At 51.6% G+C, this 20,992-nt stretch carries 22 protein-coding genes; 10 read left to right on the top strand and 12 right to left on the bottom strand.

The window, feature by feature from the left end; all coding sequences use genetic code 11:
- The first annotated feature begins 214 nt into the window (after positions 1–214).
- A complete protein-coding gene (locus B2R29_RS12355) occupies positions 215–2,020 on the top strand; it encodes an acyl-CoA dehydrogenase C-terminal domain-containing protein (RefSeq protein ID WP_301181346.1) in 1,806 nt (601 codons plus the stop codon).
- 66 nt (positions 2,021–2,086) lie between these two features.
- Here B2R29_RS12355 and B2R29_RS12350 read toward each other — a convergent pair whose 3' ends face one another.
- The gene (locus tag B2R29_RS12350) at positions 2,087–3,910 is read right to left on the bottom strand and encodes a HAMP domain-containing protein (protein WP_301181345.1); all 1,824 of its coding nucleotides are present in this window, start codon (positions 3,908–3,910) and stop codon (positions 2,087–2,089) included.
- Positions 3,911–4,165: 255 nt separating this feature from the next.
- Between B2R29_RS12350 and B2R29_RS12345 the strand changes: the two genes are divergently transcribed.
- Positions 4,166–4,807, top strand: coding sequence for an OmpW/AlkL family protein (locus tag B2R29_RS12345; protein ID WP_301181344.1), 642 nt, complete (start codon positions 4,166–4,168; stop codon positions 4,805–4,807).
- 64 nt (positions 4,808–4,871) lie between these two features.
- Here the strand turns inward: B2R29_RS12345 and cls are convergent, their stop codons facing one another.
- The 3 genes from cls to murI all read right to left on the bottom strand — a co-directional run bounded on the left by cls (position 4,872) and on the right by murI (position 7,886).
- Positions 4,872–6,269 (bottom strand): cardiolipin synthase, encoded by a 1,398-nt coding sequence (gene cls, locus B2R29_RS12340; RefSeq protein WP_301181343.1) that lies wholly within the window; start codon positions 6,267–6,269, stop codon positions 4,872–4,874.
- Between the two features lie 109 nt (positions 6,270–6,378).
- Positions 6,379–6,930, bottom strand: coding sequence for a GTP cyclohydrolase I FolE (gene folE / locus B2R29_RS12335; RefSeq protein ID WP_301181342.1), 552 nt, complete (start codon positions 6,928–6,930; stop codon positions 6,379–6,381).
- Between the two features lie 83 nt (positions 6,931–7,013).
- Complete coding sequence (gene murI, locus B2R29_RS12330) at positions 7,014–7,886, bottom strand: glutamate racemase (protein WP_301181341.1); 873 nt, start codon at positions 7,884–7,886, stop codon at positions 7,014–7,016.
- A gap of 116 nt (positions 7,887–8,002) precedes the next feature.
- Here murI and B2R29_RS12325 point away from each other — a divergent pair, with 116 nt between their 5' ends.
- Positions 8,003–9,001, top strand: coding sequence for a DUF484 family protein (locus B2R29_RS12325; RefSeq protein ID WP_301181340.1), 999 nt, complete (start codon positions 8,003–8,005; stop codon positions 8,999–9,001).
- 3 nt (positions 9,002–9,004) lie between these two features.
- On the opposite strand, the gene B2R29_RS12320 is transcribed toward B2R29_RS12325, so the two are convergent.
- The 4 genes from B2R29_RS12320 to B2R29_RS12305 all read right to left on the bottom strand — a co-directional run bounded on the left by B2R29_RS12320 (position 9,005) and on the right by B2R29_RS12305 (position 12,484).
- Positions 9,005–9,580, bottom strand: a complete 576-nt coding sequence (locus B2R29_RS12320; RefSeq protein WP_301181339.1) for a YceI family protein — start codon at positions 9,578–9,580, stop codon at positions 9,005–9,007.
- 122 nt (positions 9,581–9,702) lie between these two features.
- Positions 9,703–10,185: a DUF2489 domain-containing protein gene (locus tag B2R29_RS12315; RefSeq protein ID WP_301181338.1), complete on the bottom strand. Its 483-nt coding sequence runs from the start codon at positions 10,183–10,185 to the stop codon at positions 9,703–9,705.
- 246 nt (positions 10,186–10,431) lie between these two features.
- Positions 10,432–12,153 (bottom strand): SulP family inorganic anion transporter, encoded by a 1,722-nt coding sequence (locus B2R29_RS12310; protein WP_301181337.1) that lies wholly within the window; start codon positions 12,151–12,153, stop codon positions 10,432–10,434.
- Positions 12,140–12,484: an ArsR/SmtB family transcription factor gene (locus B2R29_RS12305; protein ID WP_301181336.1), complete on the bottom strand. Its 345-nt coding sequence runs from the start codon at positions 12,482–12,484 to the stop codon at positions 12,140–12,142. Before B2R29_RS12305 ends, B2R29_RS12310 begins: the two co-directional genes overlap by 14 nt.
- A 102-nt stretch (positions 12,485–12,586) precedes the next feature.
- On the opposite strand from B2R29_RS12305, the gene B2R29_RS12300 reads away from it, so the two are divergent.
- On the top strand, positions 12,587–13,453 hold the full coding sequence (locus tag B2R29_RS12300; protein ID WP_301181335.1) for an MBL fold metallo-hydrolase: 867 nt from the start codon (positions 12,587–12,589) through the stop codon (positions 13,451–13,453).
- 101 nt (positions 13,454–13,554) lie between these two features.
- Positions 13,555–13,995: a DUF695 domain-containing protein gene (locus B2R29_RS12295; protein ID WP_301181334.1), complete on the top strand. Its 441-nt coding sequence runs from the start codon at positions 13,555–13,557 to the stop codon at positions 13,993–13,995.
- Positions 13,996–14,013: 18 nt separating this feature from the next.
- On the opposite strand, the gene ylqF is transcribed toward B2R29_RS12295, so the two are convergent.
- Positions 14,014–14,952, bottom strand: coding sequence for a ribosome biogenesis GTPase YlqF (gene ylqF / locus B2R29_RS12290; protein ID WP_301181333.1), 939 nt, complete (start codon positions 14,950–14,952; stop codon positions 14,014–14,016).
- A 137-nt stretch (positions 14,953–15,089) separates the two neighbouring features.
- On the opposite strand from ylqF, the gene B2R29_RS12285 reads away from it, so the two are divergent.
- The gene (locus B2R29_RS12285; RefSeq protein WP_068439496.1) at positions 15,090–15,281 is read left to right on the top strand and encodes a hypothetical protein; all 192 of its coding nucleotides are present in this window, start codon (positions 15,090–15,092) and stop codon (positions 15,279–15,281) included.
- 108 nt (positions 15,282–15,389) lie between these two features.
- On the opposite strand, the gene B2R29_RS12280 is transcribed toward B2R29_RS12285, so the two are convergent.
- On the bottom strand, positions 15,390–16,007 hold the full coding sequence (locus B2R29_RS12280) for a hypothetical protein (RefSeq protein ID WP_301181332.1): 618 nt from the start codon (positions 16,005–16,007) through the stop codon (positions 15,390–15,392).
- Between the two features lie 116 nt (positions 16,008–16,123).
- Between B2R29_RS12280 and B2R29_RS12275 the strand changes: the two genes are divergently transcribed.
- The 3 genes from B2R29_RS12275 to B2R29_RS12265 all read left to right on the top strand — a co-directional run bounded on the left by B2R29_RS12275 (position 16,124) and on the right by B2R29_RS12265 (position 18,546).
- Positions 16,124–16,441, top strand: coding sequence for a BolA family protein (locus B2R29_RS12275; RefSeq protein ID WP_301181331.1), 318 nt, complete (start codon positions 16,124–16,126; stop codon positions 16,439–16,441).
- Positions 16,434–17,090, top strand: coding sequence for an START domain-containing protein (locus B2R29_RS12270; protein ID WP_301181330.1), 657 nt, complete (start codon positions 16,434–16,436; stop codon positions 17,088–17,090). Before B2R29_RS12275 ends, B2R29_RS12270 begins: the two co-directional genes overlap by 8 nt.
- A gap of 85 nt (positions 17,091–17,175) precedes the next feature.
- Positions 17,176–18,546: a phosphate ABC transporter substrate-binding/OmpA family protein gene (locus tag B2R29_RS12265; RefSeq protein WP_301181329.1), complete on the top strand. Its 1,371-nt coding sequence runs from the start codon at positions 17,176–17,178 to the stop codon at positions 18,544–18,546.
- Positions 18,547–18,576: 30 nt separating this feature from the next.
- On the opposite strand, the gene B2R29_RS12260 is transcribed toward B2R29_RS12265, so the two are convergent.
- Positions 18,577–19,161 carry a YecA family protein gene (locus B2R29_RS12260; RefSeq protein ID WP_301181328.1) on the bottom strand — a complete coding sequence of 195 codons (585 nt, stop codon included), beginning with the start codon at positions 19,159–19,161 and terminating at the stop codon, positions 18,577–18,579.
- Positions 19,162–19,208: 47 nt separating this feature from the next.
- On the opposite strand from B2R29_RS12260, the gene B2R29_RS12255 reads away from it, so the two are divergent.
- On the top strand, positions 19,209–19,913 hold the full coding sequence (locus B2R29_RS12255; RefSeq protein ID WP_301181327.1) for a M48 family metallopeptidase: 705 nt from the start codon (positions 19,209–19,211) through the stop codon (positions 19,911–19,913).
- 28 nt (positions 19,914–19,941) lie between these two features.
- Here the strand turns inward: B2R29_RS12255 and B2R29_RS12250 are convergent, their stop codons facing one another.
- Positions 19,942–20,982 carry a polysaccharide deacetylase family protein gene (locus tag B2R29_RS12250; RefSeq protein WP_301181326.1) on the bottom strand — a complete coding sequence of 347 codons (1,041 nt, stop codon included), beginning with the start codon at positions 20,980–20,982 and terminating at the stop codon, positions 19,942–19,944.
- Between the last annotated feature and the right edge of the window lie 10 nt (positions 20,983–20,992).

The raw sequence follows: 20,992 nt of genomic DNA, 5'->3' as shown, positions 1-20,992 counted from the left end.
TCGCGCTGACTTCACTGCTATAAGAAACAGCCCCTCCTGCAGGGGCTGTTTTGTTTCTTGATCTACCTCAATAACGCCCCCAGAAAACCCCCTGAGTTACCACTGTGACACACTGTGTTGGTCATCGCGGCCAATGGCGAGCTACTTCTTCGACTGAAAGAATGCTGACTGTCTGTTTTTTCAACAGCTTGTTTTCTATTTGCGAGACAGTTTCATGATTCAATTTAAAGCACCACTGCGCGACATCAACTTTCTGATTAACGATGTATTTGATTATCAGAGCCACTACAAAAATATTCCGGGCGGCGATGAAGCGACGCCTGATATGGTTGACGCCATCATTGGCGAAGCTGCTCGTTTCAGTGAAGAGGTGTTATCCCCCTTATACCAGGTCGGCGATGAGGGCTGTCAGTTTAACGATGGTCAGGTTACGACTCCGGCTGGCTTCAAAGAAGCGTATCAGCAATATATGGAAGGTGGCTGGCAGGGGATGTCTGCACCTGTTGAATACGGCGGTCAGGGCTTGCCTCTGTCTCTGGGTGTGATCAAATCTGAACTGATCGGCACGGCAAACTGGGTATGGGGTATGTACCCGGGCTTGTCTCTGGGTGCGATGAACACCATCTACCTGCACGGTACTGAAGAGCAGAAGCAGACCTTCCTGGTGCCATTAACAGAGGGGCGCTGGACCGGCACCATGTGCCTGACAGAACCTCAGTGCGGTACTGACCTGGGCCAGGTGAAAACCAAAGCCGAACCAAATCCAGACGGTAGTTACAATATTACCGGTACCAAGATCTTTATCTCGTCTGGTGAGCACGACTTTACAGACAATATTATTCATATCGTGCTCGCGCGCCTTCCTGATGCGCCGGCAGGGACAAAAGGTATTTCTTTGTTTATTGTGCCGAAGCTGAATGTGAACGACGATGGCAGCGATGGTGAACCGAACAATGTGACCTGCGGTTCTATCGAACACAAAATGGGAATTCACGGATCATCGACGTGTGTAATGAACTTCGATGGTTCTAAAGGCTTTCTGATTGGCCCAGAGAACAAGGGCCTGCATTGCATGTTTACTTTTATGAACACGGCACGTCTGGGTACTTCTATTCAGGGTATTGGCGCAGCAGAGCTTTCTTTTCAGGGGGCACTGCCTTACGCCAAAGAGCGTCGTTCAATGCGGTCTCTGAGTGGGAAGAAGAGCCCGGATAAAGTGGCTGATGCACTGATCGTTCATCCGGACGTACGTCGGATGCTGCTGACCCAGAAAGCTATTGCTGAAGGTGGTCGTGCGATGTTGTATTACGCTGCCACTCTGGCCGATAAAATGATGGCGGCGCACAGCAACGGCGATATGAAAGGCTATGAAGACTGGGATGACAAACTGGGCTTCCTGACCCCGATTATGAAGGCGGGTCTTACTGAACTGGGTTATGAAGCAGCGAATCACGGCGTGCAGGTGTACGGCGGCCATGGCTTTATTAAAGAATGGGGCATGGAGCAGATCATTCGTGATACCCAGATCGCGAAACTGTATGAAGGAACAACCGGTGTTCAGGCGCTGGATCTGTTAGGACGTAAGATCCTTCTCGGGCGTATGAAGTCGTTTGATGATTTCCGTGCTGTGGTGTCTGAGTTTATTAAAACTCACAAAAACACCAAAGAGATGAAGCCATTTATCCGCCGCTTAAAGCGGGCAATGATCGCCTGGCGCCTGAATACGTTCCGTATTGCGTTTAAAGCAAGAAAGGATCGCGACATGGTGGGGGCTGCATCGGTCGATTACCTGATGTACTCGTGCTATATCGTTATGGCGTTCTTCTGGGCGAAAATGGCCGACGCCGCTTATACGAATATCGCTGAAGGAAAAGACGTTGGTTTCCATAAAGCGAAGATTCAGACCGCGGAATTTTACTATGATCGACTTTTACCTCGTGCAAAATCACACAGCAAAATGATGCTTAAAGATCCGAAGTCTCTGATGCAGATGGAAGAAGACAGCTTTGCTTTTCTGTGAGTAGCTAACAACAAAAATAATTACGGCCAGCAATTGCTGGCCGTTTTTTTGTCAGTGAATTACTGATCAGGCTTCTACTTCGTTTTCATCGTCGTCGTGCACCGACTCGTCAGAGTGATCATACAAGGCAATAGACAAATCGATGTCGAGTGTATTCTCGTTGCTTAACTGGCGGGTGAGTTCGCCATGAAAGCGTGTCCTGGTGATGTATTCAGCCAAACCGAAGTGCGGGTGAGGTGTTGCCTCATCCGTACCTTCTGGTAGTACCAGTGAGAAATGTACCTGAGCGGTAGCCCCTTTTACTTCAGCACTGGATTTGAGGAGGGTGGCTCGTTTCAGCATCGGTTCTCGCTCAAGGGTGAGGCTGATCAAAAATGATAACAGTCCGGCTGGCTCTGAAATCACCAGAGAGAAGGGCATTTGAGTCACAGTGCGAACGGACTTGAGAATCTCCGACTCGCGCAAGAGGTCGTCGAAGAGTTTTGGCAGATCAACAGCGCCCTGGCCCTCATTGATACAGTGGCGGAGGTATTCACGCATGACAGGCATTCTGCCGGGAAGGTCAGCACCTTCAGGGTAGTGCTCTTCCATTTCTGCAAGCAGCCACTTTTTAAATTCATTCGTCGACTGCTGGTTCATCTGGGCATTCTTCTGCTCAAGACGGGTTTCAAGACGCCTTATGGTATCTCTCGCTTTTTGTTGTTCTGTATAGAGCTGTTCAGTGCGTTCGGTCACCTTATTTTCAAGCGATGCCGCCAGCTCGTGAGCACGACGGGTCGCAGATTGTTCCCGAGTTTTATCCAGCATGCAGATCAACACTTCACGAGGGCGCGACTCGCTGAACTGTAGTGTCTGCATGGTGATATCAAAGTAGCATTTCTCGTTACGGAAGTTGGCGATGGTAAATTCACCGTGCAGGCGCGAAATACGACCAAGCAGTAACTGATTGATTTTCTCCCGCTGCTCAGGTCCTTTCAGACCTCTGACCATGTCGCGGATGTGCTCCATCGCGCTGGGCATGGATTCCAGCTCCTGACGGGTGGTTGCCAGGTGGCGAGCGAAGTGGTTGTTGCACTGCAGATGATCGGACTCGGGCAAATATCGCGCGAAGCCCAGAGAAGCATTGTCGATGGCGACGGTAAGTTGCTCTTTAGTCTCGACCAGTTGTTCACGAGCCTGTTCGCGTTCTTGCGCATCATTGCGCAGTGTTTCGCGCATACGGTTAATGGCATTAGCGACCATGTCGAGCTCGTCAGACCTTTTATGTTGGTCGTGGAACTGCAGTGGGTCATCCAGATTATTTAAGCTGAACGTGTGCGCCCATTGGGCCATGACATCAAGACGTCGTGTTATCAGCAGGCGCACCATAACAAGAATGAAAATAGACACAGAGAACGTCTTAATGAACTGTGTACCTATGATGGTAAGCGCTTTGTGCTTAAGGTCATCATAGAGCCCGGTGTAGTTCACATTCAGGTACAGGTTACCAAGTTCGTATTCTTGAGACGCGCTCTGGTGGGTCAGGGGGAATGAGTAGTGAAGGTCGGCTGCTGCATAGATGTCGCCAGCACTCTGAACCAGCTTTTCACGGCTTTCAATGTAGACGTAAACCACGCCAGGGAAATTAAGAATACCTGACAGCTGAGATTCGATCTGGCGATTGTCAAAGTTCCACAGGCTGTAACTGATACTTTCCTGGTAACTTGCATGGATCTGATCAAGGTTGCTGCGATACTGGTTGACGCCCCGGCGATAATCGGAATAGAGCACAAAGCCCGACGCAAGAACGCTGACAATAAAACTGAAAGCCAGTAGATAAGAAAGCAGACGCACGCCAACGTGGCTTTTCTGAACAAATTCCTGATCTGTTGTCTTCTGCGGGCTACTCAAGTCCTGTGTCCTGCAACATGAAAGTTATACTCATCTTGTAACTATAGGCCAGAAATTAAACTTTGACGACCTGCGTTCATAAAGGTCCGGTTGTCTGGCTTCATTCGCACATATATCTCTGAAAATTGACATAGATCGTGCTTCGCGACTGTGAACCGTTCGTTGTTGTTTGGTTTTTGATTTGTATCAAATGACGTTATTGTCAATTGCGTACTCTGGCTGTGTTTTCTATTGCACAGATATAAGGAGTGCGCGATGAAACTGATGAAAACCCTGATCGCTGGTGCTGTATCAATGGCTTTCCTTCCTGCTGTTCCCGCATTTGCATACGAAGCCGGGGATATTATCGTTAAAGCCGGCGTAATCAACGTTATTCCTAAGGATGGCAATGCCGATACCAGCGAGCTGGTGCCGAATTCAGAGCTGGATATCGATAGTGACATCCAACTCGGACTGACTGGTGTTTACATGGTCAATCAGTACTTCGGTGTGGAATTGCTTGCAGCAACACCGTTCGAGCACACGGCTGAAGGTGACGGTGGTGCGATTGATGGTGCGGATGTTCTGACTACGAAACACCTGCCACCCACTTTGTCTGCTCAATACTACCCTATGGGCGCGGATTCTGCGATTCAGCCATACGTCGGACTCGGTGTGAACTACACCTTCTTCTTTGACGAAGAGGACGATGCAGGCCTGGGTTCAAATGGGCTGAAACCAAGTTTTGGTTTGGCGTACAGCGCGGGGGTCGATTATATGATCGACGAAAAATGGCTGGTGAACGCTTCTGTCTGGAAAGTTGATATCGACACTGAAGTGAAGGGTGGAGCAGCCGATGGCCTCGACGTCGAAATCGATCCGATCGCCTTTATGGTTGCGTGCGGCTATAAGTTCTGATCAATCAACGCATCCAGATCACAGAAAACCGGGCTCTTGCCCGGTTTTTTATTGGTACTGGTTTTTAAAGTACGGGTGCGATTAAACGAAGCAGGCGTGCAAGAAGCTGTTTCCACCAGCGCTGATCGACGTGAGTAGGACGGCAATGCTCGAGGTCATCAAGCATCATGGCTTCAATTTCGTCAGCAAACTCTTTGTCTTTAATCAGAGCACCTATTTCAAAATTAATGCGCAGCGAACGGTTATCCAGGTTGGCGCTGCTGACACATGACCATTCGTCGTCAACGAGCATAACTTTCTGATGTAGGAAGCCCGGTTCGTAGGTGTAAAACTGAACCTGAGCTTTTTGCAAAGAAGCAACATAGCTGCGATTGGCCTGTGCCACCATCCAGTTGTCTGAGACACCCGGAAGAATAATTCTGACATCGACTCCGCGCAGACCGGCCAGTTGCAGCGCAGCATAGACATTCTGATCGGGAACGAAATACGGACTTACTATCCAGCAACGCTCTTTGGCCGTATTGATCATATGAGTAAAAAAGAGGCTGCCGCTGTCGTAGTAATCCGCAGGACTTGGGTTGATGCACATCACTTTACGCTTACCCATGATCTGAGGCTGTTCCCAGCGCAACAGTGGAGCGTCACCGGTAGCCCACATCCAGTCTTCGCTGAACGACAACTGAAAGGCCAGAGATACCGGACCAGAAACACGCATGTGGGTGTCACGCCAGTGGCCGATTTCAGGATCTTTACCTAAGTACTCGATGCCCACGTTGTGGCCGCCTACGAAGGTGATGTGATCATCGATAATTACTAACTTACGATGGTTGCGGAAGTTGATATTGGTACGGTTGCGAAGTTTCAGCGGATTAAAGCGTGATACCTCAATCCCTACATCCGTCATCTGTTTGATGAATTTTTTATCCAGACCGCCTGAGCCAATTTCGTCGTAGAGCAGATAGATCCGGACCCCCTCAGCTGCCTTTTGACAAAGAACATCTGCGAAGCACTGGCCGAGAGCATCATCACGGAAGGTGTAGAACTGCACGCAGACGGTATGTCGAGCTGTTCTTACTGTGTTAAGGATGGCATTGAAGGTCTCGTGACCATTGATCAGTAATTCGGTGTCGTTACCGTCGAGCATAGGTACGCGAAAAAGACGCTTTAGAGGCAGGGTAGTTTTGTCTGGGGATAGCTCAGCGTCGTTCAGCGTTTTTCGGATTTGCCTCTGACGTTGTGCGAGTCGTGTGTCTTTCTTGCGGCGGGCACGGCGATAGCCGCGAAACCGGCGACTGCCAAAAAACAGGTAGACGGGCAATGCACCGAGTGGAAATAAAACAAGGGCGAGCACCCAAGCAGCCGTTCCCTGAGCGGTTCTGCCTTGCCACAAGGCATCAGCAGCGGCGGCGATACCGCCGATGTACAGAAGGATGGGCCACACCCACCAGGCAAATGCTTCCATAATATTCCTGAGAGAACCTTAGGTCGTGCTGAAAGGCGCATCAGCGCCTTTCAAAGTGGGAGTGTCGACCGTTGCGTGGAGCAAGTGCTTAAAGACCAGTACCGAAAGATCAGAGGCCGACGAGCCTCATGAACTCCTCACGGGTTGCCTGATTCTCGCGGAAGTCTCCTTTCATCACCGACGTTCGCATCATTGAATTCTGCTTCTGCACACCGCGCATCATCATACACATGTGCTTGGCTTCAACAATGACACCTACACCGCGGCAGCCAGTCACTTCTTCAACGGCCTCTGCAATCTGTTTCGTCATGTTCTCCTGAATCTGGAGTCGACGGCCGAACATATCGACAATACGTGCGAACTTCGAGAGGCCAAGTACTTTACCATTAGGCAGGTAGCCAATGTGGCACCGCCCGATAAAGGGCAGCATGTGGTGTTCGCACAGTGAGTAAAACTCAATACCTTCTACGACGACCATTTCGTCGTTGTCGCTGCTGAATACGGCACCGTTTACGACTTCGTCGATTTTAGTTTCGTAGCCGCTGGTCAGAAACTGCATTGCCTTGGCAGCTCGTTTAGGGGTATCGAGCAGGCCTTCACGAGAGACGTCTTCGCCCAGTTCAGTTAATACGTCACTGTAGAGTGACTCTAATTTCGACATTTTGGTTCCGTCGCTTATTCAGATTTCAGGTAATGGTACTTAATTTGAAGAAACTTATACAGGGTTTTGTTCTTGTATAAGTTTTAGTCTGTCTTGGGCCAGCGGAATGGCATCCACTCCAGGTGCTCGCCGTAATCAGTCAGGTAGCCTGCAACGCCTTGCGGCACTTGATTTCCGGTCCAGTGCAAACTGGTGCGACGTGCCCTGTTTTCCTGGCTGATTGCTACTACCGCTTCGTGAGAGTTGCTCAATGAAGTGGCAACACGAAGTATTTTATCGGTCTGGCGCGCAATGGCTTCACCCGAATCAATCCAGTGATGAGTCGGCCAAAGACGTTCTAACTCTTTACGTAGCAATGGGTAATGTGTACAGCCAAGCACAATGGCTTTCATATCCGGATATTGTGCCAGCCAGGGCCCAAGGTGGGCCTCAAGCTCTGAACTGACATCGTCTCCCGAGATCGCACGCTCCGCATAACTGACCAGCAGTGGGCTTCCAAAGCGGTGAACTTCGAAGCCATCAGCGAAGTCTGAGATCAGGTTGTCAGTGTAAGAACGTTTCACGGTCGCGGGGGTTGCCAGCAAGCCGAAAGAGATATCACCGGCTTCACTACAATGCCCAGCGGCGACTCGTACAGCAGGGACAACCCCCACGACAGGTATGTCCAGTGCTTCCCGCAGCAGTGGCAGTGCGAGCGTGCTGGCGGTGTTGCAGGCGAGCACGAGCACTGCAGGATTCAATTGTTCGACCGCGGCCCTGCATAATTCAGGGATACGGCTTTCAAGATGGCTATCGACCTGGTTGCCGTAGGGGAAGCAGGCGGTATCCATCAAGTAATGAAAATGGGTATTGGGGAGCTTTTTACGGACCTCACAAAGTATCGACAGACCACCGGCGCCAGAGTCAAAAATCAGAATGCTGTCATTTCGGGAAGTGTCAGGCGTGGAGGTAACCACTGAAGAGAAGTCCGCAGGTTAGTCAGTATTGCCGGCATTCTATCAAAGAAATTTCGCTCATGCCGGGCAAAAATCAGGACAGCGTCTACACTGAGTGCAACGGGAGAGGACAAACCTTGGAACTAGCGGAATTACTCGAAAACGCCCGCCGCAATGAAGCGCTGCTGAAGCGTCTACAGGCGTTTGAACTGCAACTGCTGTCAGCTCAGAACTGGCAGAATTTTCTGACCTTACTTCTTGAAGCTTTGCCTTCTCAGTTTGATCTCGACGCTGTCAGTCTGCGCATCTGTGACCCAGATGGAGAACTGAAAGCGTCTATGCTCCAGTCTCTCGACATCGATCAGGGTGCATTGCTCAATCAGATCGAATTCAAAGTCAGCCTGCCAACCAGCAAGGCCGATGTGATCGAAACACCACCACCATGGCGCTCAGGGTTACGCCTGCCTCTGATGCGAAACGGTGAGTACATCGGCCAGCTGTGTATGTTCTCTTCTCGTGAAGATCGGTTTACCGCTGGTATGGCGACGGATTTCATGCAACACCTGGCGGCGGTGATCGCTGCCTGTTTGGTGATGGTTCGCCAGTCAGAAGCTCAGGCGTTGATGGCGCTGACTGACCCGCTCACCGGCGCTGAAAATCGTCGCGGTTTCGATCGTGTTTATCGCAGAGAGTGGGCAAGAGGCCAGCGTCAGCATCATGTTTTTGCGATGGTGTTGATGGATATCGATCACTTCAAAAAGGTCAACGACATTCATGGCCACGGAACGGGTGACCGCGTTCTCAAAATATTGTGCCGGACATTAAAGGCGACCATTCGTCCAACCGATCATATCGGCCGCTTAGGGGGAGAGGAGTTTGCGTTGATTCTGCCGGGTTGTCAGCCGGATCAATTAACGGCCGTCGTTTCACGGGTTCAGGAATCGATTCGCAGGATGTCGGTATTGAATGACTCGGGAAAGCGGGTGCCCGTGACGGCATCAGGCGCGTTTATAGCGGTGACGCCGCGGCCACATCAGGACTTATCGGTCGAGCAGGTACTCGATCATCTCGACAAATACCTTTACAAAGCAAAGGCGGCTGGCCGTGATCAGTTCCTGCCAGCTGCCTCAGCGTGATGATTACTCTGGAGTTTCGGTAAACAGCAGAGTAAAGGTCACAGGAACGGTGGTAGAGATACGATCCAGACCTGCAATTTCTCTTAACGCCTCAACACCTTTCGCTAGCTTAAAGTCGTCGGCATTTATCAGAATCGGTGACTGTGTGGTCACAACAACGTGGCCGTCTGCAGCGGCAGTCGCGAGAATGTCGGCTTTAACCTCTTTCTTCTCACCATGAAGCTCAAGTGTCAGCGGTAATACCGACGTTGCTGTCTCTCCATTTTTTAGCGCCAGCATCATTGTGTCTGGCAGGTTGGCTGAGACGGTCGCTGTCGCATAGTCAGAAACATTGAAAAGCATCGACTGCATACGTTCATTGCGAATTTCGATGCCTGTCTCGACACTGCTCAGGTCGATGGCTATCTTAGCACTGCCCTGATCGCTTACTGAACCTGATACCTGAGTAAATTCGTGCACTTCGGTGATGTTGGTGTTCTTCGTACTGAGAAATTTCACCGAAGAGTCCGGGCTAAGCGTCCATTCAGCGAAGCTTAGCGGTGCGGCAAGAATAAGGAGAGTGGAGGTCAGCAGTTTCATAAGTGGTTCTCGTTAACGTTTAGTCTGAACTTTGACACGAAATCTCCGCAAGGTTCAAGGCAGGCTTTACGAATCGATTTCTTGTTTATTTAATGCTTTCTGATGCGGTCTGTTAATGAGAGTCACTGAATAAGGGTCACTTGCGGAAATGAATACGTACTCAGCCATTTAAGATCACGCTCAATCGTTAAACGGTTGTCATGCTCCAGAGTCAGGCGCTCTTTATCAATCTTAAACTGCTGCTTAGGCGTCAGGGCTTTGTATTCATCGAGAATCGGCATTGCGCGCGTGGCCGTGTGGTGCGCCCGGACACTGGCAAGCTCTTCCATCTCCCATACATCCGGGTCGAGTCCTTTCAGCAGGTATTCAAGGCGCAGCACTCCCTCTGTGATATCGCATTGCTGCTGAAGCACAGAGCGACTGACGAAACGGATGTCTGAAATCAGTTCTTCCTGGTGCTTTCGAAGCTGCAGCGCTGCTTCTGCTTCCTCACGCTCCTGCTCCGCTTCAAGTGCCTGAACTTTGCGCGTTAAGCGCCACGCGTACCAGGCGAGGGGAATAATTACCAGAATGGCGAGAGGGATAAGCAGAGTGGCAAGTGACATGAACACCTCGGGTCAGAAACAACAGTTTCTTCATGATAACCTCTGTCACCCGCCGGCTGAACCCCGCCTTACGCTTCCAGACGCGCTGCTTATGATTGATCCAGCAAACAGCGTCTGGCTATGGAACCCTCACGATAACGGACTGTAAAAACCGCTCCCTCGCGATGACGATTGATCTCAAAGCGCTCGTTTCTGGTTTCAGTGGTTGCCTTGTTGTGATCTCTTTTGCGTATTGTCCCGCTAACGTCAGATGATGTAGTTGTCATCGCTGTCCTCCCCGATTGAGTGGCCGAGAGCCACCATGGCTTCATTAATTGTGAAGAAAACCTGTCCGGGAGCAATCTTCTCTGCGAGGTGGGTTTTGTTTAACTGATCCATAACTGGACCCTTAAATTCTGCAAGATGGAGAAGAACAGACCGTTCTTTGAGTCGGTTATTGAGAAGTTCAAGTGCTTCGAGACCGCAGTAGTCGATGTGGTTGATCGCCGTACCCACCAGGACAACATGCTTTATATCGGGTCGACGCACGACACGTTCCAGTACGTAATCGATCAGATAATCGCTGTTGGCGAAATACAGGTTTTCGTCGACGCGAATGAGGGTGACATCGGGTAGGGTCTCTACAGCGTGACGTAATACATTACGGAACTGCAGCGTTCGCGGTATACGACCTATTTCCGCAATGTGAGGCTGACTGGTACGGCGTAGATAAATCACCAGAGACACGATAACACCGGCAATGATTCCAGACTCTGCATCCGTGATAATGACGAGCGCGAAAGTCGTTAGCCAGACGATTCCGTCGCTGCGTTGAAAATTCCAGGCATTCAGCCCGTCGCGCCAGCGGAAAAGGGGCCAGGTTGCAACAACGATCAGGGCACCGAGTGCTGCGTGGGGCAGATGCTGAAACCAGCTACCAGCGACAAGGCACACGAGCGTCATAAAGATAAAGGTAAATATCGCCGCCCATTGGCTCAATGCCCCGGCCGACTGCATGACCATACTGCGGCCAAAGCCCCCTGCCACAGGCATTGCATGACTGATCGCCGCGGTCAGGTTCGCCGTTCCGAGGGCCAGTAATTCCTGATTAGGCCGGATTCGATTGGTTTGATCACGAGCCATGGTATTTGAGATAGACAGGCTCTCAAGATAAATAATCAGGCCCAGAACAGCAGATGGCAGTATCAGTGCCTGCCAGTTGAGATCGGTTATGGTAGGTAATGATAGCGATGGAAAGCCGGACGGAACGGCGCCGACGGTCGCCAGCGGTGGCTCAATAAACAAAACCAGTAGTGTGCCTGTGGTGACCAGAACCAGTGGACCGGCCCGGTTAGTCAGTGTTTTCAGGGGGGCGGGTAGTGCGAAGCGCGCTGTCAGTGCGGGAGTTACTTTTTGCCAGAAAACCAACAACAGAGCGCCGCTGAACGCAGTGACGAGCGGCCACAGAGCAATGTCCTGCCAGTGTTGCGACGCAAAGGCTACCGGGCTCCAGCCAGGTCCGCCTCTTGGTATATCAAGGCCAGTGAAGTACTTCAGTTGGCTTAGGATGATCACGATCGCCGCAGCACTGGTAAAGCCAGAGATGACTGAATGACTGATAAAGGACGTCCAGGAACCGAGGCCGATAGCAAAGAAGATGAATAGCCAGGTACCCGTCATACCCGCAAGTAACGTGGCATAAGCGGGGTAGTCTGACGCATCCGGGCTGACCACGCCATGAAGCGAGCTGAGAGTCATTAACGAAATAATGGCAACCGGGCCGACGGCGAGTGTCGGGCTGGAACCCAGTAGCGCGTAGGCCAGTAACGGCAATAGAGAGGAGAACAGTCCGGCTTCAGGGGGAAGCCCTGCAAGAAACGCGTAAGCCACTGCTTGCGGAACCAGCATCACAGCAACCACCAGGCCGGCGATAAAGTCGGGCAGTAGGCCCTGGCGGGGCAGCGGGTAGAGCGTATTACTGATCTTCACTACTGACAGGCCCGTATAATCGGTTGAGCAGGGAGATAACATCCGCGGCACGTTGATCCCCAAGTCGATAAAACATGGATTGAGCTTTTCGGCGACAGGTGACAAGTTGTTCGTTACGAAGCCAGGCCAGGTGTTGAGACATGGCAGACTGACTCAGCGGCAGTATGCTGCAGAGTTCGGATACCGAGACTTCTCCGCTTCGTAGCGCACACAGAATACCAAGCCGGTGTTCATTTGCCATGGCCTTAAGCAAGCGCACCGCGGCTGCCCGGTTATTGTCATGGCTCAGGCTATGGGCTGAACCATGGCTTTGGCTATTGGCGTCTTGCATGGAGGTTGGCCTCGTACGCAACGGGTTATTTATTCTTTATTGCTGAATAAGAATATTCTAATATAATGATTCTATCAAGATGAGTTACCACGCGGGGAAGATATGAGTCACACCATTCAGAGCTATATCCATGAAGACACGTCGACCTTCACGCATCTGCTGGTGGATACTGGAACAGGTTCATGTGCCATTGTAGACCCTGTTTTGGACTATGATCCGAAATCAGGGAAGACAGATACGGGGTTTATCGACCAGATATTGAGTGACATCGAATCCCGTGGACTGGATCTTAAATTGGTTCTGGAAACCCACGCCCATGCTGATCATCTGACCTCTGCGGCCTACATTCGAGATAAGACCGGCGCCAGTATCGTTATCGGCCAGAAAATCAAAGGCATTCAGACGACCTTCGCGTCGATCTTTAACGAAGGTGAAACCTTCAGGGCGGACGGCTCTCAGTTCGATATTCTGTTGGCGGATGGTGCAGAGTTAATGCTCGGTGATACCCGTATTCACAGTATGGCGACACCGGGTCATACGCCCGCATGCGCGAGTTACGTTATCAATGATACCGATGTATTCATCGGTGACACCTTGTTCATGCCGGATGTCGGTACGGCGCGCTGTGATTTTCCCGGTGGTGATGCGGGTACGCTCTATGATTCGATCCGTAAATTACTATCGCTGGGGGATGATGTGGTTCTGCATATGTGCCATGACTACCCGCCAGAGGCGCGTACCGAGTTGAGAAGCGCAGTGACGGTCGGGGAACAGCGCCGTGATAACATTCACGTAAGCGATGAACACAGTCGTGATGACTTTATTAAAATGCGTACCCAGCGAGACAGTGGTTTAGCGATGCCGCGCCTGATTTTCCCGTCGCTGCAGGTGAATATCCGCGCTGGTGACTTCCCTGAGCCAGAAAATAACGGCGTCAGTTACCTGAAAGTGCCTCTGAATCAGTTCTGATGCGGGTTTTTGTTATTTATCCGTGCCCCGGAATTGGCATTCTCAGCGGCTTCCGTTAGTCTGAGGTGAACAGCAGACGCTAAAGCAATAAGGAAAACTACATGCTGGTGAACAACCGTTGGGTTCGTGCAGGCGGTAGCCTGAAGGAAAAGCCGATCAGTATTCAGTTCCGCGAGGACTGGCAGATGGCAAAAGATTCCGGCCTCTATGGCTTATGCGTTCAGATTGCCTGGAACGCAGAAAGCCGGGATGAAAGCAGTGGTTTTCCTGCGACAGAAGAACAGGCACGCATCGTTGCCTTCACCGAACAGTTGCAGGCGCGCCTTGAGCCAGAAGAAGACTCTGTGGTGGCAATGATGATTACCCATGATGGCATCAATCAGTGGATTATCTATACCCGTGACCTTGAGCAACTGAAAACAGGCCTGGATGCTATTCCAACCGACAACGGCCTGTATCCTATTGAGGTCGTCGCTGATGAAGATCCCGATTGGGAGACCTTTATTCAGGTGCATGGGCGTATTACCAGCGAAGAGGCTTAAGCGTTACTCTTCGTTTTATCATTCTTCCTTGTGGTGCCGCTTTCCGCGTGATTCTTCTTTGGCAGCGGCCTCTCTGGCAGCTGCCGCTTCTGCTTTAAGGCGCTCTATTTCTTCCGATTCAACCTGAATCATCTCAGGTGTTTCCATGCTGATCCGGCCGATTTTCCCGGCGCGTAGTTCGTGCAAAACGATTTCTGACGCTTTGTGCAGATCGACGATTCCCCCGGCCCGCAGGCAGCCGCGTTTGGCGGCAATCGTATTCAGGAGCTGCTCTGCATTTTCTGGAGTGTCTTTCAGCTTGAACCGCGTCGTCAGTTCTTTTTCATAGGCTGTGCGTAAGTAATCCAGGGCAAACATGGCGACATCGGTATATTCTATGGCCGTGTCTTTCACTGCACCGCTGGCAGCCAGACGATAGCCGCTGAGTTCGTTCTCAAATCGTGGCCAGAGGATTCCGGGGGTGTCGGAGAGCACAATCCCGTTTTTCAGGTCGATCATCTGGTTGGCTTTGGTGACTGCAGGTTCATTGCCTGTGCGGGCGATGTAACGGCCAGCGAGCGCGTTGATCAAGGTTGACTTTCCGACATTTGGGATGCCCATGATCATTACACGCACCGCGCGATTCTTTTCCAGTTGGCCCTGACCGACTTTTTTAGCCAGGGCAATCAGCTGCTTAACCTGCTTTCTGTCTTCAGCGACCAGCGGAAGGGCCTGGGTGTGTGCCTGTTCCGAAAAATGGCTGACCCACGCGTTTGTTGTCGCGGGATCGGCGAGGTCGGCTTTATTCAGCACCTTGATCGTCGGCTTGTCACCGCGAAGCTCGTTAACAAGAGGGTTGGTGCTGGAGAAGGGCAGGCGAGCATCCAGAACTTCGATGACCAGATCAATGTCTGGCATCGCCTCGCTAATTTTTTTGCGGGCTTTGTTCATGTGCCCGGGGAACCAGTTAATGGCCATTGTGCGCTATCCCGATTGACGTTCGCTCAAGAAAGCGACACATTGTAATGCATGGCAGTGCAAGAGTAACCTTCCTCTGATTGTCATAATCAGGTGATACAAAGCATTGCTAAGGATGATGGGATTGGAGACAACCTATGGATCTTTTGCCTGTAGACATTATTGATACTGCGCGCAAGCAAGGCAGACACGCCTCGGCAACCGTTTCTGGACGCCGGCGTGAAGGTTTTTTACTTGGAAATCGCTTTGTCTTTTCGGATCAGAGTGAAGTTCTCTGGATGCAAGCCGGTCCGGGTGAATTCCGGGAATTGAAGATCTGGCGTAAATAGCCAACCTGGCTCATTTTGAGTTGAGGTAACAGTCGGCAGACACTGCCGTAAAACAGAGGCCGCCCAAGAGAGTGGGCGGCACAGAGTCTTTTGCGCTTCGCGTGTCACTTATTCTGCGTTGGCGGTCTGCTGTTCTTCGTCGTACTCGTTCGCTGCTTCCGTCTGAGTTTCCAGTGCGGCTGGTGCTTTTTCGATTGCGCTGGTTTCAGGGTAGTGGGTCGACTCTTCATTGCTGCTGTCTTCAGCGGCCATTTCAGGCGTTGCCGCCGGCTCTTCAGCCTGTGGCTTCGGCGCTTCCTGTTTGTTTGCCATGGCGGCTTCTTTCTCGGCCTGTTTCGCGGCTTTTTCGCGCTGCTTTTCTACTTTAGCGATCTGGCGATCCTGCTGTGCCCAGTAACCTGTGCGGAACTCGACATCACGCACGCCGTTCTCTTCCGCAATACTGTCGGCGATTGACTTAGCAGCATCGTCGGCATCACGTGCCATCAGTTTACGCTCTGTGGCATCAATGCATGAGAAGAGATCTAACAGCGCACTCGAGAGTACTTCCTGGGCAACATCATCACGACCTTTGCGGAAACGGCGCGCAATCATGCCCAGCATGGCCAGATCATTAGCATCAAGGCGCAGCTTCAGTTCTGCCAGAGAGAGTTCTTTCTCGCGTTGCTCACGCTCTTCTTCGTAATATTTTCCAATCAGGGCGTGGGTCTGTGTGGTCTCAGTCATGGTTGATGGCGTCCGTAAAGTGATTCGCAAACGCGTACTTTAGCGATAACCCTCATTGGTGTGCAACTGCGAGAGAGTCGTTTATGATAGGCCTAATCTAAGTAGTCAGGTGATGTATGAGTCAGGAGCGCACAGCACAGCTAATCGAGCAGAAATTATCGGCCCTCGAACCTCAGTTTTTGCGAATCGACAATGAAAGCCACATGCACTCCGGTCCAGCCACGGACTCCCATTTTAAGGTGACTCTGGTCTCTGCTGCGTTTGATGGCGTCCGCACTGTGGCGCGACATCAAAAGGTGTATGGCCTCCTCAGTGATGAGCTGGCAGGGCCGGTACACGCTTTATCTCTTCATCTTCATACACCTGATGAATGGCAGACTGATTCAACCATTCCCGATTCTCCCGCCTGTATGGGGGGCAGCAAGCATGATTGATAAATTGATCAGGCTCTCGCTGGCTGTTACGGCACTGGTGTTCACATCATTGGCTGCTGCCAGTGACTGGGAAGAAGTGGCCTACGACAAAGACGAAGATATCCGCGTGTTCACCCGGTTTGTCGAAGGCTCGGATATGAAAGCCTTTAAGGGCATTACAACCATCAAAAGTACAGTGACTGCACCGGTGGCTTTACTGCAGGACGTTAAGCGCGCACATGAGTGGGTATTCAATTGTAAGGCGATGGACCTGATAGAAGAGCTAGCCCCCAATAACGCTACTTACTACACCGTCACCTCGATGCCCTGGCCTGTGAAAAATCGCGATAATATCAGCGAATCACTGGTCACTCAGGATGCAGACACCGGCGTGGTGACTGTGACCATTCAGGCGCGTAATGATATTTTCCCAGCGAATGACGATCATGTTCGTGTGCGCGAACTTGATGCGACCTGGACGCTGGAACCACAAGCCGATGGTTTGTTAAAGGTAACGTATGAAGCGCATGCTGACCCCGGCGGTGGCTTGCCGTCATGGTTGGTGAACAGCTTCGTCGTTGAAGCCCCCCTGAATACTTTGCGTGATTTCCGCGAGCTGGTGGTCGATGAAAAATACCAGTCGGCCTCTCGGGAGTATATAACGCACTGATTTAAAAAGGCTTTTCGGTCTTTGTAATATTACTGTCATAAAAGTCAGGTACTCTCCGGCGCTGGTGAATAGAGTAGTACCTACTATGCGCATTTTTGTATTTGTCACAGCACTGTTGTTATCTTTCTCCGCTGCGCCTTCTTTTGGTCAGCAGCCGGCGTCACTCTTCGGTGACATGCCATCTGGCCGTTATCAGCATCTTTTCAGAATCGATGGTTCTAACACGATTGGTGCAGAACTTGGTCCAGCTTTAGCCGAAGCTTGGCTGACGAGCCACGGAGCAAGTAAGTTGTCGCGTGTTCCCATGGCTGAAAACGAAATCCGCATCACTGGCTACCTGGAAAGTATTGGCTCTCATGTCATTATTGATATTGCGGCCCACGGCTCTGGCACGGGGTTTAAAGCGCTTTCGAAAGGGCTGACTAACATTGCGGCTGCGTCACGCCCGGTGAAAGCCAGCGAAGCTGCCATGATACCCACCGCCGATCTGACCAGTGTCGATAGCGAACATATTGTTGGTATCGACGGTCTCGCGATTATTGTTGATCCATCGAATCCTATCAACGCGCTGAGTGTTGAGGCTCTGCGCGATATTTTTTCTGGCAAGGTTGCAAACTGGGCTGAAGTCGGTGGCCCGGATATGCCTGTCAGTATTTTTGCACGTGATGATAAGTCGGGTACCTGGGATAGCTTCCGCCATATGGTTTTAGGCAAAACCCTATTGGCTGAGAGTGCCGAGCGGTTTGAATCGAATAATGACCTGTCTGATCGTGTCAGTGGTGTACGAGGGGCGATCGGGTTTGTCGGCCTGCCTGCCGTGCGTCAGTCGAAATTACTGTCTGTGTCGGTAGGTGATGTGGCTGCTCTGGCGCCTGATCGCCTGACCGTTGCTACCGAGGATTATGCGCTTTCCCGTCGTCTCTATATGTATACGGCGGGTAAATCGGATAACCCCTATGTGCGTGATTTCCTTAATTTTGTCGCAACAGATGGTCAGCAGCAGGTTGCTGCAACGGGCTTCATTTCTCAGGATGTCTCTGCGGTTCGCCCGGAGAACACCGCCAGTCTGCCCTCCGAGATTCGTCAGCGTGTTGAAGGCGCGTATCGCCTGAGTGTTAATTTCCGCTTTAAAGATGGCTCTGCGCGACTCGATAATAAAGCGCAGCGCGATGTCGATCGCTTGGTTAAGTACTTGAGTAAAAATCCGGACGCCGACGTCATGTTGTTTGGCTATGCCTCCGAGAGCGATGATCTGAACCGTGCTCATCTTTTGTCTAAGCATCGCGCTATGGCGGTGAGTCGCGCACTGAAGCAAGAAGCATTGTATCCGGACGAGATAGACGGCTTTGGTGCTGAAGCACCGCTGGCAAGGATTGAAGGCAATGATGGTCGTCAGAAGAATAGCCGGGTGGAGGTCTGGATTCGCCCCCCACATGCAATCGCAGAAGCGCTATAGCGCTTCGCGATTGAGGACGCGTCGCTCAGTTCAAGCGGCGCCGTGCATCATAAGGTACAGTTCGACGATGGCTGCTGGAATGTTTGCACACATGCGATCGGACAGGTCCGCGTCTTCATCGATATCCGCCATTTCTGGCTCATCCATAAACAGCCCTGATGCATACATAATCGGAAACAGGTGCTGAGCGACGATTTCTTCACGATCGGCGTACCAGGCTTCTTCATTCAGCAGAACGGCCGACATAAAGCCCATTGCCCAGCTCTCAAGGGGCGGTTCATTTTCGTCATCAATCAGAGTCAGGTCGGTAGGCACCGGGAAATCCTGCCCAGAATCCAGCCATGCCTGAATTTCTTTTGAGAGCTGGCTCATCAGGGTATCAACTTCCTGACGCTCAGCCTTCGAGAAGCCCGGCTGCGCTTCAAACGCACAATCCCACAGGGTTTGTTGATCCGTGCCAGAGGCACCAGACGGGCCTGTAAGAAGGCCGGTAATAAAGCCGTGAACAGCGAAGAAATCAAAGCTATCGTTGCGCTCAGCTTCGTCTTCAAGCAGAGTGCCGAGTCGTTCGAGTTCTTCTTCGGTAAGGGCTGGGATACTATTCAGATCAGTCATAGATTCAATATTCAGATTTACTTAATTCGGGCAATCGTATCAGGCTTATGAGACAGCGGAAATCCTACCGACAGGAATTATGGTTAGATGTTGCCGGTGAAAGCGTAAAAGTGCTGCTCAGTGCGTCTGTTCGGAAGTCGATTCGCCTGCAAGTGAATTCAGAAGGTGATGTTGATATCCGAGTGCCCGTCGGTACGCCCAAGAGCGATGTACTGACCTTTGTTCGCCGGCATGAGAGCTGGTTGAGCGAGCGTCGGGAGGCGGTGAAAGAACGTGACCGTAAGCGCAGTGCGTCTGTGATGCTCTATGGCCGTGAGCTGCCGATTATGGAGAGCGCTCTGGGGGAGTTTCTGGTCACTGATCAGCAGGTGTGGATGCCGCTGGAGTGGCCTCAGGAAAAGCGCGACAAAGCGCTTGATAAGTGGCAGCGAGAAGAGGCCCGCCACTGTTATACACGTTTAATCGAGCAGTGGTGGCCGAGATTCGCGAAACCCGGCCGCGAGCGCCCTGTGCTTCGAATTAAGCGGATGCGCACCCGTTGGGGAAGCCTGTCTAAAAAAGGCTATATCAATCTGAACCTGGCTCTGTTGTCACTTCCAGAAGATTTGATTGAGCTGGTGGTCGTGCATGAGCTTTGCCATCTTGAGCACTTCGATCACGGCCCGGGGTTTAAAGCGTGTATGACTTCATGCCTGCCCGATTGGCGCGCGCGCGACAAGCGCATAAATCAGGCAGGTTTGATGTTGCTTTAACGCTGTCGGAAATCCTTTACGCAGGGTCTCAGCGATTGCTTACGTCAGTATTCACCCAAAGCTGCGAGTACCAGTAATAACGCCCGGGTTGACTGAGGCTTGGCGCCGTACAGTTGTAACGGCCACGCCCCGCAGTGATCTTGGTAGGTTGCTGCATGGTAACGGTCATAGCGTCGCCATCCGTGGATGTTTCAATATCTAATTCCCCAGCACCCGCGGCATAACATTGCAGCTGAGCGGGTTTAAAGTCGTGTACGGCAATAGTCAGCGTCAGTTCCGGTGGGTTGTCTGCCAGTACCGGGTCCTGTACCTGATCGGCTGAGATAGAAAAGGGCAGGCTCATAAGCTTGGTTGCGAGAGTGTCGGTGTTGGCATATGCCCCTGACGCCGGAAAGCGCGCGATAACCTGAGGGTGAGCACTTGTACCAACGGCACCGCTTTGTTGGCCAAGCGCGATGTAGCCGTGGTCTTCAAGCCATTCAGCCATCTTCAGGGTGTACTCCCCGTATGGGTAGGCAAACATCCGTGTCGAGCTGCCTGTTTCTTCTTTGATACGTGCTTCCGCTTGTTTGATTTCTGTCGCCCACCAGTCTTCGGCATCTACGCCCTCTGGGGTCTCCAGCAGATAAGGATGGCTGCGAGTGTGATTCGCGATAACAGCTCCGCCATCTTTGATCTCACGCAGTTGAGCCCAGCTCATCATGTCGGCGTATTTCTTATCCACCGGGTCAGTACTGGTGAACATCGTAAATGACCAACCGCGCTTTTTAAGTTCAGGCCAGGCATTCTCGTAAACCGACAGATAGGCGTCATCGAACGTAATAGCGACCGCACGTTCAGGAAGGGGCTCGCCTGTCATGACCGACTGCATAGCCTCTTCAAGGTTCACGACTGACATCTTTTTTTCTTCAAGTAATGCCATGTGTCGACGAAAGGTTTCAGGCGATACGCTGGTGACTGCCGGAGTCGATGCATCGACGTGGTGATACTGAAGAATCACCAGGGCATTGGCTAAGCCCGGAATCAGGATCATTAAAACGAGTACTGCGTAAACGAATCGTTGTGTCATAGGGTCCTCA

Origin of the sequence: Thalassolituus sp. UBA3500, assembly GCF_002377545.1 — a bacterium.
GTDB lineage: Bacteria > Pseudomonadota > Gammaproteobacteria > Pseudomonadales > Oceanobacteraceae > Thalassolituus.
The sequence above is the reverse complement of the archived record's forward strand: the minus strand, read 5'-3'. Positions and strand labels throughout refer to the sequence as shown.